Source organism: Aequorivita capsosiphonis DSM 23843, from assembly GCF_000429125.1.
In the GTDB taxonomy this organism is placed as follows: Bacteria; Bacteroidota; Bacteroidia; order Flavobacteriales; family Flavobacteriaceae; genus Aequorivita; species Aequorivita capsosiphonis.
In genome coordinates, this window is sequence record NZ_AUBG01000014.1 from 122,674 (window position 1) to 142,297 (window position 19,624).

Genomic DNA, 19,624 nt, shown 5'->3' on the forward strand with positions numbered 1-19,624 from the left:
TAATATTTTTTTTGTGAATTAAATTAAGTTTGTTCGAATTTGTAAGATTCTAGAGACAAACATACCTATCACAATAAAGCTTTTAAACCCCCAGTTAGAATTTGGTGTATATCAATTAGTATTTGGTATAAAAGTTAATTAACTAGTATTAATTTTTTGGATAAAAATGCTTTTATAATGAATTGGGCACAGGTCAGTAAGCCCTTTCTTAATTAAACAAACACTATTTTTATTCTTTTATAATTTTATAAGCACCTATTTGACCATCTATTTCGACTTTCATTGTATAAATTCCGGTAGCGAGTGCAGAAATAGTGATAGACTGACTTTTCTGCTGTGGAGAAAATTGCATGACTTCTTGTCCCAATTGAGAAAAAATTGCAACTTTTTGAATGCGGCTTTTTGCTAAAATATTTAAAACATCTTCAGTTGGGTTGGGAAATACGGTAACACTGTCTGTATTATTTTCTTCTACATTCACCGTTTCCGTCATAGCATCAAAATAAACATTTTCCGCATACTCCCCATTGATTTTGTCTCCTGCAAATACCATGCAAGGCTGATGATCTGAAGTTTCAGCAATAATAGATCGAGCGCCGCTATAAACATTGATACCACTATCTGAAACCCTATGAGCCCAATCAAACCCGTCATCGCCATTATAGGTTCGGGAATAATTTCTATTGTTTTCAAAATTATATATATTAACAAATGATGTTCGTATGATATCTACGTCATCTTCTCTTCGCACCCAGCTATTAACGTATATGTAGTGACCATCATTAGATGGAGTAATCGCACCTATTGTAGTGTAATCATCGCTGTTTTTTCTCACAAATGATCTATAAATAAACTTCTCACTATAGGATGGTTTAGAAGATATCCCAATTAAAACATGATCATCGGCTGGGGCTTTTCTCGCAGCCCGAATGGTTGGACTCCACAGTTGGGCATTTGTCCCAGACCACACATTTTCATTTGTTTCCCAAGATCCTGGATCGTTATAATTTGGGTTAGCAGTGGCATATAAATCTCCTGAAGCACTATCTACAAATGTAGTATAGCATCCACCATCTCTTCCGTATGCAAAAGCAACTCCTTCAATATTTGTTTGTATTTCGGTTTCATCCACCCAATCCAATCCATAACTGCCTGCTGTACTTCGGGCGGAATACAACGTAGTTATATTATTTTGTTCTTTTATATAGGTCGCAAAAACGCTTTGGTTTGAAGTGATTTCTGGATAATTTCGATCCACACTAAAGTCGATCACATCGTCAGAGATTCCTTGCATTTCAAAATCATTCGTGGCCACTTTGATTTTCATCGCAAAAAAGGAGTAATACGTATTCATATAGGCGAGTAAATAGTCATCCCCATTTCCATCAATAGAAATCGTCTCTATTTTCCATAATTCCGCATCAAAAATAATAAAGCTTCTCCAAAGGTTAAAGGTGCCTCCGTTATTGGTACTGCGATATACAAGTAAATTTGCATCACCATTGGTATCATTTTCAATAACACTTATATAGATTATACCTTCAATTGTTACACTCATATCAAATCCGTCAATGATACCTTCATGAACCATCTTGTCCGTATCCCAATATTCTGGAGATCTTGACTCTTCATAACTCCCCTCAACTACTGTCGGTGCTATTATTGGAGTAAGTGGACGGTACAGTGCTGCCATGCGTGGATCTACTTCCTGCCAGGCATATTTAATGGCAAGCCGATTGCTATTAATCTCGGCAGCGGTACCAGTGTTTTCCAATTGCTTGGCCTGTTCATAAAGAGCCTTGAGTTCTGGAGTCACCACTTGGTTTCCAGTGGAATTTATTTGTGACATCCCTTTAAGGATACAAAGTGTACACATTAGTAAAGTAATTACATTTTTCATGATTTTGTGTTTTTAAAATTAATTTTCGTTCGTTTAAATAATTGAGGAGTAATTAATAAGGAATTGAAAATAATCTTAATCGGTAACTAGACATTTTTTAAACTATATGTTATTTAGGCTTTATAAGCCTGCAAAACAAACATATAAGAAAGAAACCTACTACGAAACATACAATTAGAATTCGGTTAGCATGAATTAGTATTCAGTAAGAAAGAAGCAATTTATAAAGAAAGGAGCCGCAGTTAAGCAGCTCCATTTCTTTACTAATCAAACAATCATTCTTCTATTTTTTAATGATTTTATAAGTTCCTAATTGACCATCTACTTTAACTTTCATCACATAAACACCCGGGGCAAGTGATGAAACATTGATGGATGGACTTTTTTGTTCTGGTGAAATCTGCATCACCTCCTGCCCAAGCAAGGAATAGATAGAAATATTCTCAACTTTGTTTTCCGAAGCAATATTTAAAGTTTCTCTTACAGGGTTTGGATAAAAAGTAAAACCTTCCAATAGGTTCTCTTCTATACCCACCAAATCGGTCTTTGCATCAAAGTATAGATTATACCCGTAAGAACCGGCGCTACTAGACCCTGCGAATGCCATACAAGGCAAACCGTCTCCTGTTTCAGCAATTGCTGCGGGAAAGCCTGCATAAACATCTTTGTCAGTATCTGCCACAGGTTCCAATGGGTCAAAGTCATTTCCATTGTATGTAAGTGACCTATTGGCATTATTTTCAGAGCCATCAATATTTTCACGAATATAAGATGTACGAATGGTTTCAACACCACCTACTCTTCGTATCCAAGAATCAGGTTTAACTATGTTCCAATCACCTCCGCCGCCAGCGGAATAAGAAGTAAACTCAGCAAAATTTCCACTATTTACACGTTTATAACCTTTTGCGTTATAATGACCTGTAGATCCAGCATCTCTGCTGGATGTAAAAATAATAACATTATCTTCTGATGGAGTATTTCTAGCAGCCCGGATGGTTGGGTTGCGAACTTCAATATCCGTTCCATAGGTCACATATTCGGCCAGGCTTCCCCATGAGCCGGGATCATTATAGTCAGTGTTTGGACGGGCATATAAATTTCCACTACCAAGCCCAAGATAAGTGGTGTAACACATACCCAGCCTACCGTAAGCAAAGGCAATTTGACCTAAGTTGGCTCCGGGAACTGGTGTTTCATCGACCCAGTCAAACCCATAGCTTCCTGATGTGCTTCTCGCAGAATAAATTTTTGGAGAAGCGGACTCTTTTGTGTAAATAGCGTAAACTCGGGTTGCATTTGTGTTTCCGGGCCAATCACGGTCCAAGCTGAATTCGGTTACATCGTTGGCTATTCCCTCTGATTCAAAATCGCCAGTGGCCATATTAATTCGAATTCCAAAAAACGATGTATCGGTATTCATATAGGCTATCAGATACTCGTTGCCGGTACCATCAAAGGAAACTACCTGCATTTTTTGAACCTCAACATTAGATAAATTAAGGCTTTTCCACAATACAAAAGAGTTGCCTCCGTCGGTGGAGCGATAAACATAGAGGCTGGAATCACTCCCAGTTCCAGTGAATCGTTCAATGGCTGCAACATAGATGTCTCCATCAGCAGTAACATCCATATCTACCCAATCTATATAACCTTCCCGCAACAGTTTGTCTGTATCCCAATCTTCAGGAGATCTCGACTCGTCATAATTTCCTTCAGCTATTCTGGGCACGCTAACAGGTGCCACTGGCTTGTAAAGTGCAGCCACAGCCGGATCTATTGTCTGCCAAGCGTTTTTAATGGCAAGCCGATTGGCATTAATCTCAGCTGCGCTACCAGCTTCTTCAAGTTGTTTAGCCTGTTGGTAAAGGGCATTGAGTTCTGGCGTTCTTTCAGGAATTAGCATTTCGCCTCCGGAGGATTCTGTTTGTGATAGCCCCGAAAGAACAAAAAGGGTACACATTAAAAGAGTAATTACATTTTTCATGATTTTGTGATTTTTTATTGTTAAATTAATTTTTGTTCGCTGAAATAATTGAGGAGTTATTAATAAGGAATTGAAAACAATCTCAACCGTTGAAAACACATCTGTTGAAATGCATCTCAATTATGCATTATGGAACTGGAAGACAAACATATAGTGAAGAACTCTAATCTGAAACCCCCACTTAGAATTCGGACGGTTTGGATTAGAATTCAGTAATAAAGAAGGAAACTACCGAATACTAACTAAAAGTAGCCAAATTCTAAATAGGTCTAATGAATCCCAGATAGATTAGTATTTTAGTAAACTCATGAGGGTTTCAATTATAATAGTAATTTATTTTCTAACCAGTTTGACACCATTAAAAGGTCAGATTGTGGCTGATTCCATTAATTACAATCTTGCCTTACTAAACAATAAAGAAGTTCAAGCACTTCGAACGAGCCCAGAATCTACTTTTGAAGAGATTCAAAAACACACCGATTGGAAATCCTACAACACTAACTATACACCTACTCCAGAATCCACGATTTGGCTAAAATTTAAAATTGAAAATCAATCCCGAGATACAGTCCACAGCTTTTTATATAGTAGAAACCACTATACCACCATTTATCAACAAAAAAAATCAGGGTTTGAAAAGTTTAAAAACGGCTTTTATGTTCCGTTGTCACAGCGTGCCAATAAGTCTATAAATTATTTTACACCATTAAGTCTTGCGCCTAATCAACAATCAGAATTATATGTAAGGTTAAAAGTTCTTCAAATTTTGGGCGAACAGAGTGTTCCTGCATTGTACTCAGAAAAAGGATATTTTAAGCATTTGCGGAGTGACTATGAATACGAAAAGAACGCTATAGCTTTTATAAGTTTCTATCTCATATCGCTCATAACCATTATGGTTTTTGCAGTCGTGTTCTGGTTCACCTTGGTTAAAAGACTCTATGTGTATTATTTGGGATATTTATTTTTCCAACTTATCTATGGTTTTATTGTTCTTGGAAGAACTTTAGCCCCAGCAGGTAATATCACTCAACATATTCCAAAATTAGCCGAAGATCTTTTTGAACCGGCACAGTTTGCCTTTATTGGATTTTATGTTTTTTTCATTCTAAATTTGATTTCAGTAAAAAAATATGATAAATTATTGGCTCAGATTCTGAAATATTTAGGCTTTACCTGCTTTTTATACGCCATTTTTCGGTTTGTTTTCAGTCACTATTTCTATAATCCAGAACTCACTTCTATTTTATTCAACACAATCAGGATCATTATTCTTCCCATAAATTTTATTTTGATTTTTTGGGTAATTTATAAAGTAAAACACCCATTATTAATCTATTTTATTATTGGACAATCTTTCTTTTTTATTGGTGCATTGATAGCCTCCCTTATTGGTTCCAATATTCTAGAAGCTTACAGTATGCTGCACTTTAGCCAGTCAGCAAATATTATATTTCAAATAGGATTGCTGGCAGAGGTTTATTGTTTTTCACTTGCACTGGGTAAAAATGTTTTTATACTTCGAAAAGAAAAAAATAAGACCACTGATGCATTAATCGCACAATTAAAGGAGAACCAGCTTTTGCAAATAACAATGAATCACGAACTCGACGAAAAGGTGAATAAAAAGACCGAAGAGCTCATCCAGCTATATACAGAATTAGAAAAAGAAAGAGAGCAAAAAATAAAAGACGATTTTGAACAACGGATCAAAGAAATCGAAATGATTGCCTTAAGGTCACAAATGAATCCACACTTTATTTTTAATAGTCTGACCGCTATAAAATTCTTGATTATGGATTCTAGAAATGAATATGCCATTGATTACCTCGACGATTTTTCAAGTCTGCTTCGAGGCATACTTCAAAACAGTAATCGGAAGAAAATTACCGTAGAGGAAGAGCTCGAAATACTGGAGCTCTACCTATCTTTAGAAAAAAATCGTATGGGGGAAGAATTTATTTACGATATTCAATGCACATCTAAAGAAACGTTATCACAATATGAAATACCACCATTACTTTTGCAACCTATTGTGGAAAATGCTATTTGGCACGGTTTGCATCCAAGTTTAAAAGCGGGGAAAAAACTGACCGTTATCTTTGATACTACAGATAATCTAAAAATAATCATTGAAGATAATGGCGTTGGCAGAAAGGAAAGCGCGAAAAGCAAAAAATTGCACGATTCTATGGGAACAAAAATTGTCCATGATCGATTAACGCTTTTCAACCACCTCAACGCCCCCTTTATTCGTCTAAAAACGATCGACCTTGAAGAAGACGGCAAGGCTATAGGAACGAGAATAACACTAACCTATCAAAACTAAATTATGATAAAAGTAATTATAATTGACGACGAAACCCACTGCACAAACGTGTTACAGAATTTAATTGAAAAAGCACATTCAGACTATACCGTTACTGGGGTTTTCACCAATCCACTGCAAGGGCTGGAGTTTATCAAGAAGAATCCACCAGACTTGTTATTTCTAGATATTGAAATGCCAAACCTCAATGGGTTTATGTTGTTGGACAACCTACTTCCAATAGATTTTGATGTTATTTTCACAACAGCCTATGATCAATATGCTATCAAAGCATTTCGCTATAGTGCCATTAATTATTTACTAAAACCCATAACCGAGAAAAGCATCGTAAAAGCATTATCAAGCTGGGAAAAACGACGTAAAAAAACCAGTGCCAAACAATGGGAGATGTTGCAGGATCAGTTAAAAGATGAAAAGAAAGAGTGTTCCCAAATAGCGTTGCCCACGGGAATTGGCTATCAAATTGTAGAAATCGAAAATATCGTGCGGTGTCAGTCCGACAGTAATTACACTAACATTTTCTGTAAAGATGATAACAAAATTTTAATAAGCCGGACTTTAAAGGATATAGAGGAGCTTTTAAAAGATCACGGTTTTTTAAGGGTACACCAGTCGCATTTAATAAACCCACAATTCGTAAAAGGGATATTAAAATACGATGGTGGAAGTCTTATTATGAACAATAATGCAGAGGTTCCCGTTTCCAGACAGAAAGCAAAACAGATAAACAAAATTTTAGAAACGATGCTTCGGTTTAAGTAGCTAAGAGATAGCATGGAAACCGGAAGTTAACTTTGACAAAGTTTTCATATGCTTCCAGAAGCTATCATACATAATAAAATGTGATCTATTATAAAACAAACGGAGCAACTTTGTCAAAGTTGGGAGCTGTCTGCGTTTTCAAAAGTTTACGAGCGAAACCCCAGGAACGCGAGCGACGGGAATTTTGGACTATTATTCATGAATTTTTGGTTTATTTTTTATTTCCAAATTACTTCGAGAACTAACTTCCAAAAATAGACGAGATAAAGGTTTGCGAGTGAAATCTAAGACAAGCGAGCGACTTGGTTCTTGTATCGAGCAACCTAATTCTAAACCATAGCTACCAAATACTAAATAGCTATTGTAACCTTACTACTAGATGAATAGGTTTGTATTTAATATTCTCCCTTCCCATTAGTTTAAGATTAAAACACTTTAACTCAAAACTCATTTAAATATGAAAACAATTCAACTAAAATCTAAAACACTATTGGATTTACTGCTGATGAGTACATTGTTTTTTAGTAGTACGCCTTCTGTTGCGCAGAGCCTAGAAGGAAAATGGAATATAGCTCAAGTAGATACCAGGCATTCTAAAGTGATAGAATTTACCAAAGACAGTGCGATATTCTATGAATTTGACAAACGTCAGGCGGCATATCCTTACCATGTCGAAGGTAATCGCTTAGTTGTCGACACTGCTTCATTGGGAGCGTTTGAGTTTGTAAATCCCCATCGGTTGCGGATAAAACCAGATCAGGAAACCGAGTCTATTGATCTTGTCCAGTTAAAACCCACAAAAACGAACTTAACAAGAGCTGAAATAGAGCAATTGAATTTCGAAATAACTAAAGATAACACGTTCCCGGTAAATCTTGATGGCGTAGAAGATGAATCTGGCAAAACAATCCAGTTGGAGAAAATAGACTCTACCTACTTTCTCTCCTTTTATCACAAAGACAGAAGGATGGGAGCTATGCCCATTGAGCAGGTAACCTCTGAAAAAATTGTGGTTTATGGATTTCCGGAAAAGCCGTTTATGATTACTGGAGAGCGGGTGCTTTCCAATGAAATTACCGCCAAAAGCAGCAGTGCCTTGGCTCCTGATGGCGAGATGAGTACTGTAGAAGCACTCACAGGCAAATGGTTTTACAAAAGTATAGAAGGACGACCTCCCTTATCAGACTGTACTAAAAAGACCTATTTTCAATTTACAGAAGATTTGAGTTTTGAAATAAAAGCTTACGCCGAAAACCACAGTAACGGAAACTGTATCGCTGGCTCCAGTATAATTGGAACTTACGAGCCTGTGGGGAATGACCAAATCAAGATAATCCAAAATGGTAAAATTGAGACTTGGAAAATTAACTCGCCTACAAAGACAATGCTTGTAGTAGAAAGAAATGGCAGTGCACTTACGCTTATAAAAGAATAGGTCTCTATTTTAATAAAACTCAATTTTGAGTCAAAAAATAAAACTACTACAAGCAAACTTTAACGTGAAAAATATTTAAAATTTCATCTTCTAAAACCCTCTAAATATGAAAACATCTCAACTTAAAATCAAAACCTCAAAAATAACAGTGCCTATACTAAAAACACTACTGTTCATGGTACTCATTGGCGCTGTAACTAGTTGCAATAATAAGAAGGACGCATCGGCTGACGATAAAAAAGAGAAGGTAACTGATGATAAGAAAGAGAAGGCTGCCGACGATAAAAAAAAGAAGGTAGCAGATGCAGACCACACTTTTGATATAACCTTGGTAAAAGACTCTGAAACCATTGAATTTTCCGAGAATATATTAAATAAAGAAGGAAATGCGCTATACAACAATCAACAAATGCCAACAGGTAAAAAAGGAGATCGAAGACGTAGTATAATGATGACCATAGGGAAGGATTACAACCGTGGCGAAGCTGGTGTTTTTGGTCTTTTTGTAGTGAATGAAGATTTTAAACCTCTAAGCGATATTAATGGTTCAGAAAAACAAGTATCCAGTTTAACTATACGGCCCGAAAAGGACGGCGATTGGTATAGTGCCGTTTCTGGAACCTTAACTTTTTCAGACCTAAAATTTGTCTTGCCCACACCAAATCTGGGTGGAGCCTGCTTTAAACTCAGCTTTGAAGGTGATTTTAAAAAGAACGATAACAAGAAAGATATTTATCAGGGTTCGGGTACGATTGTTCTCAGCCCTAAAAGAGCTATGGGTGTTTATAAAGAAAAGTAGTTTGTTTCTAATTATGAATGGCGAGCGTGAATTGTATACGGAAATCTGACAAACGAAACAAGCTTCTTGTAAAACATCAGAAAATTAAGAACTATTTAAGCCAATATGGTCACGTGTGAATATTATGGATTCGTACCACAATATTCCTGGAATTTCCAAAAACACTAAAGTAATGTGGCCTTTAGTAATAATTTACCGAAAGTGTTTATTTGCAAAGAGAATTAAGTAAAGATTTAAGATATTTTAGGAAAACCCTAGTCGCAGACCATACTGTAGTTATTAAATATATGTTGAAGATCTCAGTAAAAATAATCGAGCGAAATTCAACCTGTATCTATAAAAAGGTCATGAGTTACGAATGCTTTCTAGCTCTTTTTGATATACCCAATTCTAAATTAAAACTACCAAATACTAATTGGCTATTGACAGCTATTACCTTAATTAATATTTTTGTGTATATTATAGTCTCAATCCAAGCTATTTAAAATCAAACCATTATGAAAAAAATATATCGAATTTCACTGACAACATTACTTCTACTTCTTTTTATAGCACCCGCACAAGCGCAACGCGGTTTTATAAAACGGAAAATAAAACAGAAAGTAGAAAAGGATATGAGAGAGAAGCATGCCGAACCACAAAGAGAAAAGGGCAAAAAAGCACTAGAGGATATTACTTATGAAAACGATACCCGCTATCCCGTCCCTGAAAATCCCGTACAAGCAACTTTGGTAATGCAAATGCAATCTTTTAAAAAGAACGGTAAATTGGATGACACCAACACTACCAAAATGATTTTTGGTAAAACCGGGGAATGTATGATTATGAACGAAGGCGATAAAAATGAAACCCGAATGCTTTTTGATTATAAAGGAGCCGCTACCTATATGATTAACGAAAAAGAAAAAACGGCCATGAAAATGCCCATGATTAATTTTCAGAAAATGGTAGAAAAAATGGCAAAAAGTCAAGGTGACATAGACGACAATAACGGGCAATGGGAACGTACTGAGGAACAAAAGGAAATCAATGGCTACAACTGCCGTAAATATATATACCTTAATGCAAAAGAAGACACAAAAATGCATGCGTGGGTCACCCAGGACATCAGCCTTGATTTAAGTGGTAATCATCTTTTTGGAGGACAAATTAGGGACTTCGCTACTGAAACTGCGACCGATACTACTGTCAAGGTAGATGAAAACTTCCCTAGAGGAATGATGGTTCGCAGTATTTACTTCGATAAAAAGAGTGATAAACCAAGCATGATAACAGATATAACAACTTTTAAAAAATCTTCCGACCCAAAGTATTTCGATCTTAGCGATTATGAGATAAATGATATATTGGGCAGGTTGTAAATTCCGAGAAACCGGAAGAAATTTTTTACGAAAGCTTAAAGTCTTTATCAACACCGAATTCTTGTATTATATGCTGGTGATCTTGACAACCAATTTTAAACTATATTAATAAAAGCTCCTTTTAGAATCATATTGAAAAAAGCTTATTTGTGATTATACAAAAAACAACTTCCCTAAGAAATACTTCATCCATAAAACCCGTTAACAATGAAAACCCTAAAAAAAAATCTCAAAGCCTTAGCACTCTTTTTATTCATTGTCATGGTTTTTGCCAGTTGTCGCGATGGCAAGGAAGGTGAAGCAATAGATGATGACTCAGACTCAAATACAGAGCAGTTAAAAAATGCATCAGCTACTGATGATGACAGCGGTGAGATAAAGTCAAAGCCGCCACAAGAAAGCAATACCTCAATTGTAGAGGAAGATAATGATGCAACAAGTCCAGATGCTATGGAAGGCAATACCGCGGCCATCACATTGGACTGCGATTATTTTAGCAAGCATCCAAATACAGTCTTAAAAGACAATCCAGAAGCTCCTGTAGATTATATTATCCCTTGTGTGGCAAGAATTGATGGCAAACTTACCATCGAGCCAGGCGTTGTGATTGCTTTTAAACAAGGTGCAGGAATAGATTTTTATGCGAAGTCTTCCTTTAAGATGAACGGCACCGCTGAAAAACCAATCGTCCTAACCGGAAAAGAAAAAATAAAAGGATTTTGGTGGGGTGTTCGTACGGAAAGCAACAGTATAACCAACGCTATGAGTTATGTAACCATTGATTATGCAGGTGGTGGCTTAAAAGCTGCTTTGAAAATCAATAATGAGAAAAGTAGTGTAAAGCTCGAGCATTGCACTTTTTCAAATAGTAAAGAATACGGAATGATTACCAAGCGAGGCGTCGATAAAGACGTCCATAATATTGTGATGAATAACTGCAACTTTACTAAAAATAAAATACCAGTACACACTGATGCAAGTCGCTTAAGATTGTTTAACGGCTCCAATAAATTCTCTGGCAACGAAAAAGATTACATCCATCTGGAAGGTGGAACCATGAGAGGTGATGCCACTTGGGCCAAATTAGACGTACCTTATTTTCTTCAAAATAATTTCACCATTAAAGAAGGTGTATTCACAGTAGCACCAGGTGCAGAGATAATAATGTCTTCCCAAAAATGGATTCACGTTTCCGAAGAGGCTTCCCTGTTAATGATCGGTACGCCAGAAGCGCCTATCAAATTTCGAGGGGAACGTGATATTGCTGGGTTTTGGCAACAAATAAACGTGAAGTCCAGCAGCCCTTTAAATGAAATGGGGCATGTAATCATAGAAAACGCCGGCAGAACCACAAAAAAACCTAACGGTGCTGTATTTTTCGAAAGATCAAGATTCTTGAATATCCACGATGTGATTTTTCGCAATTGTTTTGAATATGGAATTACAGTCCAGGATGCAGCACAATCCAATTTAAAATACGCCAATTTAAGTTTAGACAATACGCCAAAACTGTTTTCAGATTGGAGTGGCAAAGAAATCGTTGCTCCTGAAAAGCCTTAACAGTTCGTATTGAAACAGGCTAAATCAGAAGGCTTCTTTAAAAATTTCCATTTATTACGAGAAAACAAAAAATAGAAAATTCATTTAAATTAAAATCAATTAATCATGAAAAAAGCCATTTTATATGTAGGAGCACTTTTCTTCATGCTAATATCAAATTCGGCATTTGCACAAGAAACCGCTAAGGAATCGAAAGATTCTAAGACAGAAAATCTTCAAAATATAGAGAACTCAAAAGTGAAGGTATTGGTTGATACCTCTTCTAAGAAAGTCAAGAATTCTTCGACAAAGACCTCTGCTACCAGAGCAGAAGAAAAAGGAATAGGTACGCCAGATCATTGGCATAAACCTAATAGCAAAACCTGGACTACTAGATTTTCTCAAAAGTTGACCCTTAACAATAGTGTTTTTCAAATAAAACGCAGTAAAAACGGATTTGACCTTTATGAAAAAGGCTCATCCCAAGTGTATGCCAATTTGGTGCCTACCCCAAAAGAAGGTTTATACCGCTATAATTCTTCAACTAAAAATGGTGCGGCTCATTTCGATAAAAAAGGCAACTTAATTTTAAAATATTTGGATAATGACACAGGGAAAACGAAAGAAATACAGTTTCAGTCAAATTAGAGAATTTTCTCAGATTCTACTTTCTACTATAATATTTAAAAGCTGAAAATTCATTTATAATAAAAAACTATGGAAAACGAAACAAACACACCGACGCAAAAAACAACAGAAGAGCCTACTAGTATTATCGAGCAAGGTAAAACAATCGCAATAATTAGCTATATCACAATCTTTGGTCTCTTGATTGCTTTTATAATGAACAACGATAAAAAAAATACATTTGCGGCATATCACATACGTCAATGCATTGGCTTGGTTTCTGTAGGTTTAGCTTCTTATATTATTGGTAAAATCCCTTTTGTAGGTTGGTTAATTTCACTTCTAGTCGGTATATTTCTTTTGGTTTTATGGATAATCGGATTAATAGCTGCAATAAACGGAGAGAAAAAACCAGTTCCTATTTTAGGTGAAAAATTTCAGGAGTGGTTTAAAGGGATATGATATCTAGATGAAATCGAAATCGAAGCCGAAATCGAAGTTGAAAATGAAGATGAAGATGAAGATGAACTAAAATGCTCAACAATCTTTGAGGTTTTATATTTAAAGAAATCAATCGATATTCCTATATTTTTCTGTAATTTATTCAGAATAGCTAAACAACTTCGGCATACAAATCAAAATCTTCGGCAGCGGTAATTTTTACATTGAAAAATTCTCCGGTGCGCAAATAGTCATCCTCGGCGTTTATTAACACTTCGTTATCCACATCTGGGCTGTCAAATTCTGTTCTTCCCACAAAGTAACCGCCTTCTTTTCTGTCAATCACCACTCTAAATTCCTTACCGATTTTCTGTTGGTTTAATTCCCAAGAAATCTGGGATTGGATTTCCATAATTTCATTGGCACGATCCATTTTAACTTCTTCCGGCACATCATCTTCAAGATTATAGGCGTGCGTATTTTCTTCGTGAGAATATGTAAAACACCCCAAACGTTCAAAACGCATCTCCTTTACCCATTGTTTCAAGGTTTGGAAATCTTCTTCGGTTTCACCAGGATATCCAACGATTAAAGTAGTTCTGATTGCCATTTCTGGAACTGCAGCTCTAAATTCTTCCAATAATTTTGTAGTTTTCGCTTTTGTGGTTCCACGACGCATAGATTTCAGAATTGAATCTGAAATATGCTGCAACGGAATATCTAAATAATTACAAACCTTAGGTTCATTTCGCATTACTTCTAAAACATCCATCGGGAAACCTGTAGGGAAAGCATAATGCATTCTAATCCATTCAATACCTTCAACCCTTGCTAACTTTTCTAGCAATTCCGCAAGGTTTCGTTTTTTGTATAAATCAAGTCCGTAATAGGTTAAATCCTGAGCGATCAATATCAATTCCTTCACGCCTTTGGCAGCGAGCTTTTCGGCTTCAACAACCAATTCCTCCATAGGCGTACTTCTGTGTTTTCCACGCATAATCGGGATGGCACAAAACGAACAAGGTCTGTCGCAACCTTCAGCAATTTTGAAATACGCGTAATTTTTCGGAGTAGTTGTTACGCGTTCCCCAATCAATTCGTGTTTGTAATCTGCACCTAAAGCTTTCAACAAGCCGGGAAGTTCGGTAGTTCCGAAATATTCATCCACATTGGGGATTTCCTTTTGAAGGTCTGGCTTGTATCTTTCAGAAAGACAGCCCGTAACAAAAACTTTATCAACAATGCCTTCTTCCTTTTTCTGAACATACTCAAGGATGGTGTTTACACTTTCTTCCTTGGCGTTATTAATAAATCCGCACGTATTTATAACCACAATATTTCCCTCTTCTTCGTGTACAACCTCTTTATTGCTGGCGCGCAACTGGCCCATCAGCACTTCACTGTCATAAACATTCTTGGAGCATCCTAAGGTTACTACGTTTATTTTATTTTTCTTTAGGGTTTTTGTACGCATTGTTGTTTAACTATTTTTTAAATTTTAATTGTGGCCTAAGGTGCCTGAGTGTTTTGAAAGTATTTCTAAAAATCTTACTGCTTTTTATCAATTACTCTTACTTTCAAAATGTACCGAAGGCAAAAGCGTGCAAAGGTACAACCATTTTAAACTAAATCCGCATAATATGGTCAAAGCTAAAACCTAAACTTATGAAACCTTCCATTTTAATACTTTTCATACTATTTGCTTTCTTCTCAGGATGTTCCCAATCTGATGAAACCACAGAAACTAGCGCTACATCCCTCTATTTTCCTCCTATCGATTCAGCCGCATGGGAAACCCTTAGCCCTGAAGCCTTAAACTGGAACACGGAATTTCTACCAGAGCTTAAAACATATTTAGCCGAAAAAAACACCGATGCCTTTATTATTTTAAAGAATGGACGCATCATTGTGGAGTATTATTTCAACGACTTTACGTCAAATACACCACACGCATGGAATTCAGCCGGAAAAACGCTTGTCGCTTTTTCAACCGGAATAGCGCAACAAGATGGATATTTAACCTTAGACGATTCCACTTCTGAATACTTGGGTCCTGGCTGGACAACAATGACGACCCAACAAGAAGGGGAAATCACAATTTGGAATCAACTTACAATGACTGCTGGCGGTGATTATAACGTTCCCGACACAGCCTGCACAGATCCAGCGTGTTTGCAATATTTAAACGATCCAGGAACTTTTTGGTTTTATCACAACGCCTTTTACACCTTGCTCCAACCAGTTTTGGATTCCGCAATTCCAATGGGTTTTGATAGCTATTTTGAAGAAAAACTAAAAAGTCCAACTGGTATTTCAGGAACTTGGTTACAATTTGGATACAACCGTGTGTTTTTTAGCAATGCACGTTCCATGGCGCGTTTCGGGATATTAAACCTAAACCGAGGCAATTGGGACGGAACGCAATTATTGAATGAAACCTATTTTGACCAAATGACCAACACCTCCCAAAACCTCAACAAAGCTTACGGTTATTTATGGTGGTTGAACGGGAAGGAAAGTTATCGACTTCCGCAGACAACCCATGAATTTCAAGGAAAATTAATTCCCAATGCGCCTAATGACCTCATTGCAGGTTTAGGAAAAGATGACCAAAAACTTTATATCGTTCCCAGTCAAGACTTAATTGTGATTCGTATGGGTGGCAATGCAGGGAATCCGCACCCAGGTCCTTCGGGTTTTGACGATGAACTATGGGGGAAATTGAGCGTATTGTTCAATTATTGAATGACTTTTTTTCCACGTACGGACAGGTCGCGACCTGCCCCAACAACCAACTTTTTTAAGTAACTTTACATTTAATAATAATTCAATTTTAGTACTGATGAAAAAAATAACATTCCTGCTGGCCTTTCTTGGCGCCAGCTTTTTGTTCGCTCAAAAAACAATGACTCCTGAACTTTTATGGCAGGTGAAAAAAGTAAGCCCAATTGGAATTTCCGATAACGGAGAAGTGCTATTTTACAAGGTTACTACTCCCAATATGGAAGAAAACAGCTTTGATTCAAAGTATTATGCCATGCGGGTTGCTGGCGGCAATTTTGCCGAAGTTACAAAGGAAGAAGCTAAGGTAGCCGATAAAAACCTTTCTCCAGATGGCAAATATTTGTTAATGAATAAATCCGTTCACGTTAAAGATATATTGGGGAAAGATATTTTCAAAGACCTTCCTAAAAGCGATGCCTACGTCTTCACTTCTTTAGATTATCGCCATTGGGATACCTATAATGATGGTAGCTACAACCACCTTTTTTTTAAGGATTTAAAAACCGGCGCCGAAACGGATATTACTCCCGGTCAACCTTACTATACACCTCAAGCTCCTTTTGGTGGTGATGAAGATTACGTTTGGGGCCCAAAAGGCGAAAACATCTACTACGTAAGTAAGAAACTGGCTGGAACCGAGTATGCAGTGAGCACGAACACAGATATTTACAAGTTCAATTTAGCTGACAAAAAAACTGAAAACATAACGGAAGAAAACAAAGGTTATGACACCAACCCAGCCTTCTCAAAAAAAGGTGCCATGGCTTGGCTTCAAATGAAGACTGACGGTTATGAAGCCGATAAAAATGACATTATTGTTTTACAGGACGGTGTTAAACAAAACCTTACCTCACAATGGGACGGTACAGTGGGTGGTTTCACTTGGGCCAATAATAGCAAAGACATCTATTTTACTGCTCCAGTTAATGGTACCAAACAATTATTTAAAGTTGATTATCCAGGAAGAACCAGAAAAATGCCAGTTGTGGAGCAAATTTCAAAAGGGCAGTTTGACGTTACTGGTATTGTTGCAGAACAAGATGGGCAATTGATTGTTACACGAACCGATATGAACCATGCCTCTGAAATATTCTCTTTCGATTTAAAAAAGCAGACTTTTAAGCAGCTTACCCAAGTAAATACAGATTTATACGGAAAGTTAGACTTGCCGACAGTTGAAAAAAGAATGGTAACAACCAAAGACAATAAGCAAATGTTAGTCTGGGTAATTCTTCCTCCAAACTTTGATAAAAACAAAAAATATCCAACCCTTCTTTATGCACAGGGCGGGCCACAATCGGCTTTGTCACAATTTTACTCCACGCGTTGGAATTTTCAATTGATGGCTTCTGAAGGCTATATAGTTGTAGCACCCAACCGTCGCGGAATGCCAGGTCACGGTGTAGCATGGAATGAAGCCATTAGTGGTGATTGGGGCGGTGGTGCTATGCAAGATTACCTTGATGCCATTGACGATGTTGCAAAGGAACCTTACGTAGATAATGATCGTTTAGGCGCTATTGGAGCTAGTTTTGGTGGGTATTCTGTATTTTGGTTAGCAGGTAATCACGATGGGCGCTTTAAAACATTTATAGCTCACGATGGTGTTTTTGATACGCGTTCTATGTATGGAACCACAGAGGAGTTATTCTTTGTAAACCACGATATGGGTGGTGCTTACTGGGAAAAGAACAATGCAATAGCGCAGAAATCTTTTAATGAATTTAATCCAATATCTTATGTTGACAACTGGGACACTCCTATTATGATTATCCAAGGTGGAAAAGACTATCGCGTACCAATTGAACAAGGACTAGGAGCTTTTCAGGCCGCTCAATTAAAAGGAATAAAAAGTAAACTACTATATCTTCCAGAAGAAAATCACTGGGTGCTTCAACCGCAAAATGCGCTTGTTTGGCAACGTGAGTTTTATAGCTGGTTAAAGGAAACGCTTTAGTAGACGTTAGGCGGTAGAGGGTAGACGGTAGAAAAAAAGAGCCACGAATTCGCGAATACAATTATTCGTGAAATCGTGGCTTATACTTTAGAAGTATTTATTTGAAGAAGGAATCTACAAACTCCAATTTATTAAAAACCTGAAGATCTTCCATGCCCTCACCTACTCCAATATATTTAACCGGAATCTGAAATTGATCGCTAATACCGATTACGACCCCACCTTTTGCAGTACCGTCTAGTTTTGTTACTGCCAATGAAGTTACTTCGGTTGCAGCGGTGAATTGTTTTGCTTGCTCAAAGGCATTTTGACCTGTAGAACCGTCTAAGACCAAAAGTACGTCGTGCGGCGCATCTGGAATTACTTTTTGCATGACGCGTTTTACCTTTGTAAGCTCATTCATCAAGTTTACCTTGTTGTGAAGTCGTCCTGCGGTATCAATAATCACAACATCCGCATTTTGGTTTACAGCGCTCTGCAACGTGTCAAAAGCAACACTGGCAGGATCACTGCCCATACTTTGTTTCACGATGGAAACATCAGTGCGATCGGCCCAAATTTGTAATTGGTCTATTGCTGCAGCCCGGAAGGTATCAGCGGCTCCAAGAACTACCGTTTTTCCAGCTTTTTTAAACTGATAAGCAAGTTTGCCAATGGTGGTAGTTTTACCAACCCCATTTACACCAACTACCATCATCACGTATGGTTTTTTATTTTGTGGAACTTCAAACTCAGTTGCATTCCCCGCATCTACTTTACTTAAAAGACCAGCAATTTCTTCACGAAGAATCTTGTTAAGCTCATCAGTCCCCACATATTTGTCTTGGGCTACACGCGCTTCAATCCTATCGATTACTTTAAGAGTTGTATTAACACCAACGTCACTGGAAACCAAAACTTCCTCTAGGTTGTCCAAAACGTCATCGTCAACCTTGCTTTTTCCGGCTACGGCTTTGCTCAGCTTATCAAAAAAAGAGGTCTTGGATTTTTCCAAGCCTCTATCGAGGGTTTCTTTTTTCTCCTTGGAGAATATCTTTTTAAATAGACTCATGTTTCAGTGGTCAGTATTCAGTATTCAGTATTCAGTATTCAGTAAAATTACTCGATTTTTTCACTTTAACAAAGTTTGATACCTTTTCAAAGCTTATTTTTCACAGTTCCCTCCCTTTTTCAGAGGATGGTAGATTTTAAATCGCCCTAAAAGGTGGTTTAAAAGACAGAAGGATCAACTTAAAACTTTATCAAAATCATTCTCTTGAAACAGTAAAATACGAAAAGCCACCTTCGTAAAAAAGTGGCTTTATCTCAATATTTTAGGTTGGTTATTTCTTGTTTAACCAATCACTTACCATTTCTGGAGCCATGATAGCTTCAGTAAATGTATATGCCCCTGATTTAGGCGATTTAACCATTTTAATTGCTTTGGTTAAACGCTTTGAACCTGTTTGTAACGATGCTACTGATTTTTTTGCCATAATAAACTTATTTGCATTTCCCACGAAGGTGGGAACATATATTATTTAATCTCTTTATGAACCGTCATTTTCTTAAGAATAGGGTTGAATTTTTTCAACTCCATTCTATCCGGTGTATTCTTTTTATTTTTGGTGGTGATGTAACGAGAAGTTCCAGCTTTACCAGATTCCTTGTGCTCTGTGCACTCCAAAATTACTTGTACTCTATTTCCTTTTCTAGCCATTGTA

The 19,624-nt window shown here is 37.0% G+C and carries 16 protein-coding genes; 10 read left to right on the forward strand and 6 right to left on the reverse strand.

Features of this window, described 5'->3' with window-relative positions:
- Positions 1 to 229: 229 nt before the first annotated feature.
- Together G440_RS0112845 and G440_RS0112850 are read right to left on the reverse strand one after the other, a co-directional pair.
- Positions 230 to 1,900, reverse strand: a complete 1,671-nt coding sequence (locus tag G440_RS0112845; RefSeq protein ID WP_245574858.1) for a T9SS type A sorting domain-containing protein — start codon at positions 1,898 to 1,900, stop codon at positions 230 to 232.
- 283 nt (positions 1,901 to 2,183) lie between these two features.
- Complete coding sequence (locus G440_RS0112850) at positions 2,184 to 3,887, reverse strand: T9SS type A sorting domain-containing protein (protein ID WP_026451680.1); 1,704 nt, start codon at positions 3,885 to 3,887, stop codon at positions 2,184 to 2,186.
- Positions 3,888 to 4,260: 373 nt separating this feature from the next.
- Here G440_RS0112850 and G440_RS0112855 point away from each other — a divergent pair, with 373 nt between their 5' ends.
- From G440_RS0112855 to G440_RS0112890, 8 genes are all read left to right on the forward strand, one after another.
- Complete coding sequence (locus G440_RS0112855; protein WP_245574859.1) at positions 4,261 to 6,216, forward strand: histidine kinase; 1,956 nt, start codon at positions 4,261 to 4,263, stop codon at positions 6,214 to 6,216.
- Positions 6,217 to 6,219: 3 nt separating this feature from the next.
- Positions 6,220 to 6,978 (forward strand): LytR/AlgR family response regulator transcription factor, encoded by a 759-nt coding sequence (locus tag G440_RS0112860; protein WP_034259514.1) that lies wholly within the window; start codon positions 6,220 to 6,222, stop codon positions 6,976 to 6,978.
- Positions 6,979 to 7,435: 457 nt separating this feature from the next.
- Positions 7,436 to 8,413, forward strand: a complete 978-nt coding sequence (locus tag G440_RS0112865) for a lipocalin-like domain-containing protein (protein ID WP_026451683.1) — start codon at positions 7,436 to 7,438, stop codon at positions 8,411 to 8,413.
- Positions 8,414 to 8,519: 106 nt separating this feature from the next.
- The gene (locus tag G440_RS0112870) at positions 8,520 to 9,212 is read left to right on the forward strand and encodes a hypothetical protein (RefSeq protein WP_026451684.1); all 693 of its coding nucleotides are present in this window, start codon (positions 8,520 to 8,522) and stop codon (positions 9,210 to 9,212) included.
- 497 nt (positions 9,213 to 9,709) lie between these two features.
- Positions 9,710 to 10,573: a hypothetical protein gene (locus tag G440_RS0112875; protein ID WP_026451685.1), complete on the forward strand. Its 864-nt coding sequence runs from the start codon at positions 9,710 to 9,712 to the stop codon at positions 10,571 to 10,573.
- 207 nt (positions 10,574 to 10,780) lie between these two features.
- On the forward strand, positions 10,781 to 12,133 hold the full coding sequence (locus G440_RS0112880; RefSeq protein WP_026451686.1) for a hypothetical protein: 1,353 nt from the start codon (positions 10,781 to 10,783) through the stop codon (positions 12,131 to 12,133).
- A gap of 105 nt (positions 12,134 to 12,238) precedes the next feature.
- The gene (locus G440_RS0112885; RefSeq protein ID WP_026451687.1) at positions 12,239 to 12,760 is read left to right on the forward strand and encodes a hypothetical protein; all 522 of its coding nucleotides are present in this window, start codon (positions 12,239 to 12,241) and stop codon (positions 12,758 to 12,760) included.
- Between the two features lie 69 nt (positions 12,761 to 12,829).
- Positions 12,830 to 13,201 (forward strand): DUF4870 domain-containing protein, encoded by a 372-nt coding sequence (locus G440_RS0112890; protein ID WP_026451688.1) that lies wholly within the window; start codon positions 12,830 to 12,832, stop codon positions 13,199 to 13,201.
- A 151-nt stretch (positions 13,202 to 13,352) separates the two neighbouring features.
- On the opposite strand, the gene rimO is transcribed toward G440_RS0112890, so the two are convergent.
- On the reverse strand, positions 13,353 to 14,654 hold the full coding sequence (gene rimO, locus G440_RS0112895) for a 30S ribosomal protein S12 methylthiotransferase RimO (protein WP_026451689.1): 1,302 nt from the start codon (positions 14,652 to 14,654) through the stop codon (positions 13,353 to 13,355).
- Positions 14,655 to 14,845: 191 nt separating this feature from the next.
- On the opposite strand from rimO, the gene G440_RS0112900 reads away from it, so the two are divergent.
- Together G440_RS0112900 and G440_RS0112905 are read left to right on the forward strand one after the other, a co-directional pair.
- A complete protein-coding gene (locus G440_RS0112900; protein ID WP_026451690.1) occupies positions 14,846 to 15,925 on the forward strand; it encodes a serine hydrolase domain-containing protein in 1,080 nt (359 codons plus the stop codon).
- A gap of 97 nt (positions 15,926 to 16,022) precedes the next feature.
- A complete protein-coding gene (locus tag G440_RS0112905; protein WP_026451691.1) occupies positions 16,023 to 17,921 on the forward strand; it encodes a S9 family peptidase in 1,899 nt (632 codons plus the stop codon).
- 97 nt (positions 17,922 to 18,018) lie between these two features.
- On the opposite strand, the gene ftsY is transcribed toward G440_RS0112905, so the two are convergent.
- From ftsY to rpmG, 3 genes are all read right to left on the reverse strand, one after another.
- Positions 18,019 to 18,972 carry a signal recognition particle-docking protein FtsY gene (ftsY, locus tag G440_RS0112910; RefSeq protein WP_026451692.1) on the reverse strand — a complete coding sequence of 318 codons (954 nt, stop codon included), beginning with the start codon at positions 18,970 to 18,972 and terminating at the stop codon, positions 18,019 to 18,021.
- 271 nt (positions 18,973 to 19,243) lie between these two features.
- Positions 19,244 to 19,396, reverse strand: coding sequence for a DUF4295 domain-containing protein (locus G440_RS20995; RefSeq protein ID WP_084426772.1), 153 nt, complete (start codon positions 19,394 to 19,396; stop codon positions 19,244 to 19,246).
- A gap of 41 nt (positions 19,397 to 19,437) precedes the next feature.
- Positions 19,438 to 19,620 (reverse strand): 50S ribosomal protein L33, encoded by a 183-nt coding sequence (gene rpmG, locus G440_RS0112920; protein WP_026451694.1) that lies wholly within the window; start codon positions 19,618 to 19,620, stop codon positions 19,438 to 19,440.
- Between the last annotated feature and the right edge of the window lie 4 nt (positions 19,621 to 19,624).